The organism is Limnohabitans sp., assembly GCF_031538885.1.
In the GTDB taxonomy this organism is placed as follows: domain Bacteria; phylum Pseudomonadota; class Gammaproteobacteria; order Burkholderiales; family Burkholderiaceae_C; genus Limnohabitans.
Genome location: NZ_JAVKLW010000098.1, coordinates 1 through 7,090 on the forward strand (window position 1 = coordinate 1; position 7,090 = coordinate 7,090).

Genomic DNA, 7,090 nt, shown 5'->3' on the forward strand with positions numbered 1-7,090 from the left:
CAGCCACCGCGATGAAATAGTCAATCGTGTGTGTGTACATCAGTGCATCCTTGGAAGCGGTGTGTTGACGTGTGGTGTCTGCAACGGCACGGCTTGACCGCGCAGCACGGTAAATGCCAGCCACAGGGCGTAGACCAGTCCAGCGGCCATCAGTCCCTGTCCCAAACTGTGTTGATCGGCCAGTCCGTAGCTCAAACACAATCGGGAGGGACTATCCAGATACAACCAACCCATGCGCCACAAAGTGGCTAGGGCCTCAAGGTGCAACACGCCTTGTGTGACGACAGGGAGTTGCGGCCAAGCCCATGCGAGAGGTAGGCCCGCACACAAGACCAAACTGAGAACCTTGAGGAGGTCAACTTCGTGCCGATCCACTGCCAAATCCAACAACCGAGGCAGCATCCACACCATGAGCGTGAACACCGCGATCAACATCAAGGACCAACGGTGTCGCCGTGCTGTTTCTAGGTACTCCGGGCTATGGGCCAAAAGCGCGCGTCCTAAACCATAACCGGCCACCACCAGCAAACTCACTTGCACACCCATGTGGGTGAGCATGCTCTGCTTGAGCGCACCGCCTAGTCCAGGCAGCCACAACATGATGGCCAGCAGTCCCCAGCCTTGCAGGCGATGCAAGGGAGTGATTTGTAGGCGCGTGGCGTGGCTTTCACAGAAGCGTCTGAACGGTGCGTTGCGCATGTTCCACGTCCTCCATGTCGAGTAGCTGTGTGATGCGACAGTTTTTGTCGATGATGTGCAAGGCGGCGTTGTGTTCATAGCCTTGCATACCATCTGGAATCACCATCACACCTGCGGTGGTCAGCAAATGATCGCGTTCGGTGTTGTGCACTGGCCGCGCCAAGCGCCAAGCGCTGGGTTGGGGCTCCGTCTGTTGTTTGAACGTGTGCAAGCGAGCTGGGTTGTCATACAGCGGGTCGAACGACACGGACATCACCGTGACTGTTTGTCCTGTTTGCGTGAAATGTTTGGCCAACTGACTCGAACTCACCCCCAGCGATTTGCAAACAGTGGGACAACGGGTGTAGATGAAATCGAGCACCATGACTTGGCCACACAGACTGCGTAAATTAAAGGTCTGTCCGCGTTCATCTTCCAACCAGGTGTCAGGCAAGGCCCTTGGCGCGCTTGCGATTTCGGCTCGCCGCCATGTTTCGCTGGTGAAAATTTGCAATCCTGAGGTCAACTTCCACAGTAGTCCTGCGCCTAAAGCGATCACGCATAGGGCAACACCGAGTGTTCGACCGATGTCACGCGGTTGTTCCATGATTTCTCTCCAGAAGTCGGCGAACTAGCGCAATCACCACACCCACCATGGCGACGATCACCACCATCGCGGCCAAACTACCGACTTGGTCATACGCCATCCACTCGGGCCAGTGCTGTGCCCAACGGCGCGGCACACTCGCCCAGCCCCCTGCAAGGAAGGCCACACTGAAGGCAACGGCACCCGCGAAATACAAAAAGAAGAAGGTACGTTGCAGTTGCACATTCAATGCTTTGTGAGCGCTGGTGATGTGCAGACCAAAACCGATCACCATGGGCAGCAAGCCAATCAATAGGTAAAAGTGGAAATGACCTGGCACCCACATGGTGTTGTGCATTACTTTGTTGATTTGAATCGTGCCGTCCACAATGGCCGGGATGACGCCACCGGCCCAACCGAACATGGCCAACATCAACCAAAGCGCAGGAACTTGCCATTGGATGCCCGAACGGTAGACCAGCAGCAAAGCGCCATAGGCTGTCACCAGCAAGACGGGAATACCGCTCAGGTATGAGACGATTTGACCCAGCACCAACAGTGGTGCGGGCATGACGGCATCAAGTAATAAGTGGTGCGGATAGACGGCCATTACAAACACTGTGGCAGCAGCCCAAGCAGCATAGAAAGGGCGTGACACCTTCCAAGGGCGACCCGCGTAAACAGGCAATAGCTCATACACCGCAATCACCGACATGTAAATCGTGGCGTTGATGAAGACGTGACCAAAGAAGTAAATCAGGTTTTTGGCCAGCAGAGGGTTGATGACCAATTCTGGAAAATACAGATTGGCGAGTGTGACCACAAGCACCACAGCACCGCTCAAAATCCCCAATGTGTTGACGATGATCACCATCGAACTTGCCACCACGGTTGGTGGATGATCGCTGCGAATCTCGCCAGACAGCAGTTGATCCAATCCCAGTCCGCGCAACACGCTGCCATATCGGCGTGTGATGGCTAAACCAGCATCAAGATTGAAAATCAAGAAGCCGACACCAATCAACAGTAATCCCGATATGAAGCTGGCAGCCGCATCAGCGCTCCAGAGACCCATGGACTTGGCAGGGAGTGGCCATAAAAACGTCCACCCACCGGCATAGCCACCCCAGAAAATCGATCCCAAAATCAGAACCACTCCGGACAGAAACAAACCGTAATTGATGTAAAGCACCGTGCGACTGAGGTGAACATGGCGGCTTAGAAAATGCCACATGATGCTCGCGCCTGCTAAGCCTGAAATACCAACCATGCCTGCGCCGTGCGTCGTCATCAATTGGTAAAAAATATCGGCAGGTATGTCAATCCAACCCGCTTGGGCTGCACGCATCAGTAGGCCGACGACCATCATTAGCAGAACAACGACCATCGATGTGCCTAGGTATAACTTGACACCGAACGAGGTGTCCTTGGATTCAATAGAGGTGAGGAGGGTCGTCATGGGGGCTCCAGTGTGATTCAAAAAAAAGGGTCAAGGTGCGGGTAGAACTTGGATGTCTGCCACCATGCCGTGGTGAGCTACGCCGCAATATTCCAGGCATAAAACTTTGTAGACACCTGGGGCGGTGAAACGGTGCCTCACTTTGTTGACAAAACCAGGCATGGCTTGAATTTGCGCCAGCATGTGCTGCTGTTCGTCATACAAGGCAAAGCCGTGATTTACGTCTTCGCTGCTGACGCGAAACTCAATTACCTCTCCTACACGTGCGGTTTGGTCTGACAACTCCCATGCCCATTGCCGAGCTTTGATGTCGATGTGACGCGTCACTTGTGTTGCTTGTGCGTCGTGTGGCCAAGGCATCAGCGTAAAGCCTGTGATCACGCAACCAGACAACAGTGCCAGCACAAACAAGCGGCTGCGTAACTTGTAAGCCCCTGTGGTCAATTTCTCTAAAGGCGTGGGAATCGCGGTACGCCGTAAGACCCATACGAAACACAGCACTAACACGAGGAGTAGTACGAAAGTAATTTGAGCGGCGATGGACTGCATGTGACGTTTCTCCAATAGATTTTGAAAGTAGTAATAAATAATGTATCATAAATACATGTATTAATTAAATACCTTAAAGGAGGCGTGGTTATGTCAGCAAAATGATCTGCCAATGAATTCGCCTATGTATGAACGTGTAATAGACAAGGAGTAAAGAAAATGACTTTGAAAAATTCATTGTGCGCTTGGAGTTTGGGCGTCATCATCGTCCTGTGCGCTGGTGGCAGTCAAGCACAAACAGTTCCCGCCAGTTTGATGGACAAGATGCAAAAAAATGGTTGTACCGGATGTCATGCGGTCGATAAGAAATTGGTGGGTCCATCCTTCAAAGAGGTGGCTCACCGGTACAAAAATGACAAGGCCTCAGAGGCCAAATTGGTGGCCAAAATTAAGGCGGGTGGTAGTGGCAACTGGGGCGCGATTCCCATGCCACCTCAGTCGATCAAAGATGAAGAGGCCAAGGCCTTGGTGGCCTCGTTGTTGCAATTGCCCTGATTGCATCAGTCGCAGGTGGTATAAGAAACTTTTTAGTGACTTGTTTGTCTCCACATCACCATGCGACTGACCACCTATACCGACTACGCCCTCCGGGTTGCGATGTATCTGACTCTGAAATACGACTCAGGTGAATTGGTGACCATCGACCAAATCGCTTCGGCCCATGGCATTTCTCGTAACCATTTGACAAAAATTGTTCACGAAATGCGCGGTCAAGGATTGATTGAAACAACACGCGGTCGATCCGGTGGTATGCGATTGGCGAGGACTCCAGGCGCTATCACCATTGGTGAAATTGTTCGTTGGGCGGAGGACGATTTTGCCTTGGTGGAGTGCCACACCTCAGGTCTAGACAGTAGTTGCGTCGTCTTTCAGGTGTGCAATCTTCAACGCGGATTTCGTCAAGCACTCCAAGCATTTATGCGTGAGCTGGACGCCATGACGTTGTTAGATGCGGTCAGTTCACCGCGGGCTGCCAAGACTTTTTTAGGCATTCCACTCCGCGCTGCTTGAATTCGCATTACCGAGACTATCGAGTTGAGGCGGTGCTAGACCGAGCAAGTGGCCGTTGTAAAAACTGCCTTTTGTTAATTTCTCTCAAAACTTACCTCATGTCCTGCGTCTTGTGTTGATACACGTCAAGCACGTGCAAGACGAAGTCGTTAGGCTACACCCTTATGCATTCTGATTCTTCGATGGTTGAGCTACTCGATGACCGCCAAGAGTGGTTGCGTTTTAGTCAACCACACAAACCCACAAGCTCTCCCTCTTCGGATGACTGTTGGGATTCGCATGTAGTGGTTCAAGGCATGCACTGTGCCGCCTGTGCCTTCACAGTAGAAGAGGCGCTCATGGCGGTGCCTGGCGTTCAGTCGGTGGAGGTAAATGCTGCCACGCATCGCGCCAAAGTTGTGTGGGCTGCCGCACGTGTCAAACCTTCGGTGTGGATGGCGGCCATTGTCAAAGCGGGCTATGGTGCTTTGCCTGCAGCTGACAGCAACTTGCGCCAAGCCCGCCACGAAGAAGGTCGCCGCGCGTTGTGGCGGTGGTTGGTCGCAGGCTTTTGCATGATGCAAGTCATGATGTATGCCTACCCCGCGTATGTGTCGCGTGACGGAGACATCACGCCCGACATGGTGTTTTTGTTGCGCTGGGCATCGTGGGTGTTGACCTTGCCCGTGGTGCTGTTTTCGTGTGGGCCGTTCTTTGGCAGCGCGCTGCGTGACATTCGCGCACGCCGTGTCAGCATGGATTTGCCGGTGGCACTGGGCATGGTCATCACCTTCTTACTCAGTTCTGTCGCTACGTTCGAGCCGAATGGCATTTTGGGTGCTGAGGTGTACTACGACTCGCTCACCATGTTTGTGTTTTTCTTACTCACGGGGCGTTGGTTGGAGTTGCGTGTGCGTGACCGCACAGCTGGTGCCTTAGAGGCTTTGATGAACCGCTTGCCCGACAGCGTGGAGCGGCAGTTGCCCAGCGGCGCGTTTGAACGTGTGGCGGTGCGTCGCGTGCTGGTGGGCGATGTGATCCGTGTGTCACCTTCGGAGAGCTTTCCCGCCGATGGTGTGATCGTGCAAGGCCAGACCCTCGCCGATGAGGCGCTGTTGACGGGCGAGTCCCGCCCCCAACTGCGAGGCGTGGGGGACTCTGTGGTGGCGGGGAGTCATAACCTCAGCGGCATTGTGACGGTGCGTGTGGTGCAGGTGGGTGAGGGGACGCAGTTTTCGAAAATCGTGTCCTTGATGGAAAACGCTTCGCTGCAAAAGCCGCGCTTGGCGCAGTTGGCAGACCGGATTGCCAAGCCGTTTTTGTTGGGGGTGCTGGTGTTGGCGGCGTTGTCCGCCGCATGGTGGTGGCCGAGCAACCCTGGACATGCGTTGATGGTGGCCGTGGCCGTGTTGGTGGTGACGTGCCCGTGTGCCTTGTCGCTTGCCACACCTGCGGCCATGTTGGCTGCGGCAGGTAATTTGGCACGTCATGGTGTGTTGGTGCGCCATCTACAAGCCTTGGAGTCCTTGGCCGAAATTGATACCTTGATCTTTGATAAAACGGGCACGCTGACGCAGGACGGCCAACGCATCACACAGGTCATGACCGCTGACGGCGTGACGCCTGATGACGCACTGGCCTTAGCCGCCGCCTTGGCCAAACATTCGCTTCACCCGTTGTCGCGTGCCTTGGTTCAAGCGCATCAGAACGCAGACAGTGACCTCGTGTTGGATGCGCAAGATGTAAACGAAATGATTGGTCAAGGCTTGCAAGGCTACCTGGATGGCGGTTTGCGATTGGGGTCTGCGGTGTTTTGTGCGCCAAAAACCAAGGGAATACCCGATAAGGCGGGTGTTTGCCAAGTACACTTATGTCGTGAAAACGAGTGGTTGGCGAGCTGGCAACTGTCAGAAGATGTTCGTTCAGATGCTGTCCAAACCGTGCAGGCTCTCAAGGGCTTGAACGTGGATGTGTGGTTGCTTTCGGGGGACCGCGTGGCATCCGTGCAGCAAGTCGCCCAGCAGGTAGGCATTACCCAAGCATTTGGGGCGTGTACGCCGCAAGACAAGCTTTCGCGCATGCAGGCCGCGCAGTCGCGAGGTGCGCGTGTGGCAATGGTGGGAGATGGCCTGAATGACGGCCCCGTACTTGCGGGTGCGCATGTGTCGATGGCGTTTGGCAATGCCGTACCTTTGGCTCAGTCCAAGTCGGACTTGGTGTTGATGGGCGGCAGTTTGTTGGTGGTGGCGCAAAGCGTCAAGTTAGCGCGACAAACCCTGAGGGTGGTCAGGCAAAACTTGGTGTGGGCTGCGGCTTACAACGCCTTATGTGTGCCACTGGCTGTGGTCGGCTGGTTGCCTGCTTGGTTGGCTGGTTTGGGCATGGCGTTGAGCTCGTTATGGGTTGTATTGAACTCTTTACGACTCACCAAAGGATTTTGATGGATATCTTGTATTTGTTGATCCCTCTGTCGGTGCTGTTGGTGCTTTGTATCTTGGGTGGCCTCTGGTGGGCCATTCACAAAGGCCAATTTGACAGTGCGGAGCAAGCAGGCGAGCCTATTCTTCGAGACGATGGAGGCGGATTCAAGGACGAAGTGCAACACGCTTTAACGAGGCATGGAATACCTCGTGAGGTGTCTTGAATCCTAGTCGCTTTCTGGGGCGATGATTCAATCGGTTTTCAATGATAGTCAATTCCTCATCCGTCACGGTTTCCATGCGGCGCTTCTTTGGGATGTATTGGCGCAGTAGGCCGTTGAAGTTCTCGTTGCTGCCACGTTGCCAACTGCAATAGGGGTCAGCGAAGTAAGTCTGAATGCCCAGCAC

General features: G+C 54.2%; 8 protein-coding genes and 1 pseudogene. 4 read left to right on the forward strand and 5 right to left on the reverse strand.

Translation table 11 applies throughout. The annotated features are described in order from the left end of the window. Nucleotides 1-39: 39 nt before the first annotated feature. Genes RMS03_RS07820 through RMS03_RS07835 form a run of 4 tightly spaced genes read right to left on the reverse strand, consistent with a single transcriptional unit; the run spans nucleotide 40 to nucleotide 3,272 of the window. Entirely contained in the window at nucleotides 40-699 is a 660-nt protein-coding gene (locus RMS03_RS07820) for a hypothetical protein (RefSeq protein WP_310626518.1), read from the reverse strand. After that, a complete protein-coding gene (locus RMS03_RS07825) occupies nucleotides 668-1,285 on the reverse strand; it encodes an SCO family protein (RefSeq protein ID WP_310626519.1) in 618 nt (205 codons plus the stop codon). The genes RMS03_RS07820 and RMS03_RS07825 overlap by 32 nt, the downstream gene beginning before the upstream one ends. Next, a complete protein-coding gene (locus RMS03_RS07830; RefSeq protein ID WP_310626520.1) occupies nucleotides 1,269-2,723 on the reverse strand; it encodes a cbb3-type cytochrome c oxidase subunit I in 1,455 nt (484 codons plus the stop codon). Before RMS03_RS07830 ends, RMS03_RS07825 begins: the two co-directional genes overlap by 17 nt. Before the next feature lie 30 nt (nucleotides 2,724-2,753). Next, nucleotides 2,754-3,272: a hypothetical protein gene (locus tag RMS03_RS07835; RefSeq protein WP_310626521.1), complete on the reverse strand. Its 519-nt coding sequence runs from the start codon at nucleotides 3,270-3,272 to the stop codon at nucleotides 2,754-2,756. 159 nt (nucleotides 3,273-3,431) lie between these two features. On the opposite strand from RMS03_RS07835, the gene RMS03_RS07840 reads away from it, so the two are divergent. From RMS03_RS07840 to ccoS, 4 genes and pseudogenes are all read left to right on the forward strand, one after another. After that, on the forward strand, nucleotides 3,432-3,767 hold the full coding sequence (locus RMS03_RS07840; protein WP_310626522.1) for a c-type cytochrome: 336 nt from the start codon (nucleotides 3,432-3,434) through the stop codon (nucleotides 3,765-3,767). A gap of 60 nt (nucleotides 3,768-3,827) precedes the next feature. Continuing rightward, nucleotides 3,828-4,283 (forward strand): Rrf2 family transcriptional regulator, encoded by a 456-nt coding sequence (locus tag RMS03_RS07845; RefSeq protein WP_310626523.1) that lies wholly within the window; start codon nucleotides 3,828-3,830, stop codon nucleotides 4,281-4,283. A 164-nt stretch (nucleotides 4,284-4,447) separates the two neighbouring features. Then, on the forward strand, nucleotides 4,448-6,703 hold the full coding sequence (locus RMS03_RS07850) for a cation-translocating P-type ATPase (protein WP_310626524.1): 2,256 nt from the start codon (nucleotides 4,448-4,450) through the stop codon (nucleotides 6,701-6,703). Next, a pseudogene (gene ccoS / locus RMS03_RS07855) lies at nucleotides 6,703-6,837 on the forward strand (cbb3-type cytochrome oxidase assembly protein CcoS); the annotation flags it as partial. The gene RMS03_RS07850 and the pseudogene ccoS, both read left to right, overlap by 1 nt. Nucleotides 6,838-6,847: 10 nt before the next feature. Here ccoS and RMS03_RS07860 read toward each other — a convergent pair. Next, the coding region (locus tag RMS03_RS07860) for an IS30 family transposase (protein ID WP_310626525.1) at nucleotides 6,848-7,090 on the reverse strand (243 nt) is incomplete at its 5' end.

Excerpts from the sequence above, each read along its gene's own strand:
- RMS03_RS07820 (WP_310626518.1), bottom strand. The coding sequence starts at position 699 with ATGCGCAACGCACCGTTCAGACGCTTCTGTGAAAGCCACGCCACGCGC.
- RMS03_RS07825 (WP_310626519.1), bottom strand. The coding sequence starts at position 1,285 with ATGGAACAACCGCGTGACATCGGTCGAACACTCGGTGTTGCCCTATGC.
- RMS03_RS07830 (WP_310626520.1), bottom strand. The coding sequence starts at position 2,723 with ATGACGACCCTCCTCACCTCTATTGAATCCAAGGACACCTCGTTCGGT.
- RMS03_RS07835 (WP_310626521.1), bottom strand. The coding sequence starts at position 3,272 with ATGCAGTCCATCGCCGCTCAAATTACTTTCGTACTACTCCTCGTGTTA.
- RMS03_RS07840 (WP_310626522.1), top strand. The coding sequence starts at position 3,432 with ATGACTTTGAAAAATTCATTGTGCGCTTGGAGTTTGGGCGTCATCATC.
- RMS03_RS07845 (WP_310626523.1), top strand. The coding sequence starts at position 3,828 with ATGCGACTGACCACCTATACCGACTACGCCCTCCGGGTTGCGATGTAT.
- RMS03_RS07850 (WP_310626524.1), top strand. The coding sequence starts at position 4,448 with ATGCATTCTGATTCTTCGATGGTTGAGCTACTCGATGACCGCCAAGAG.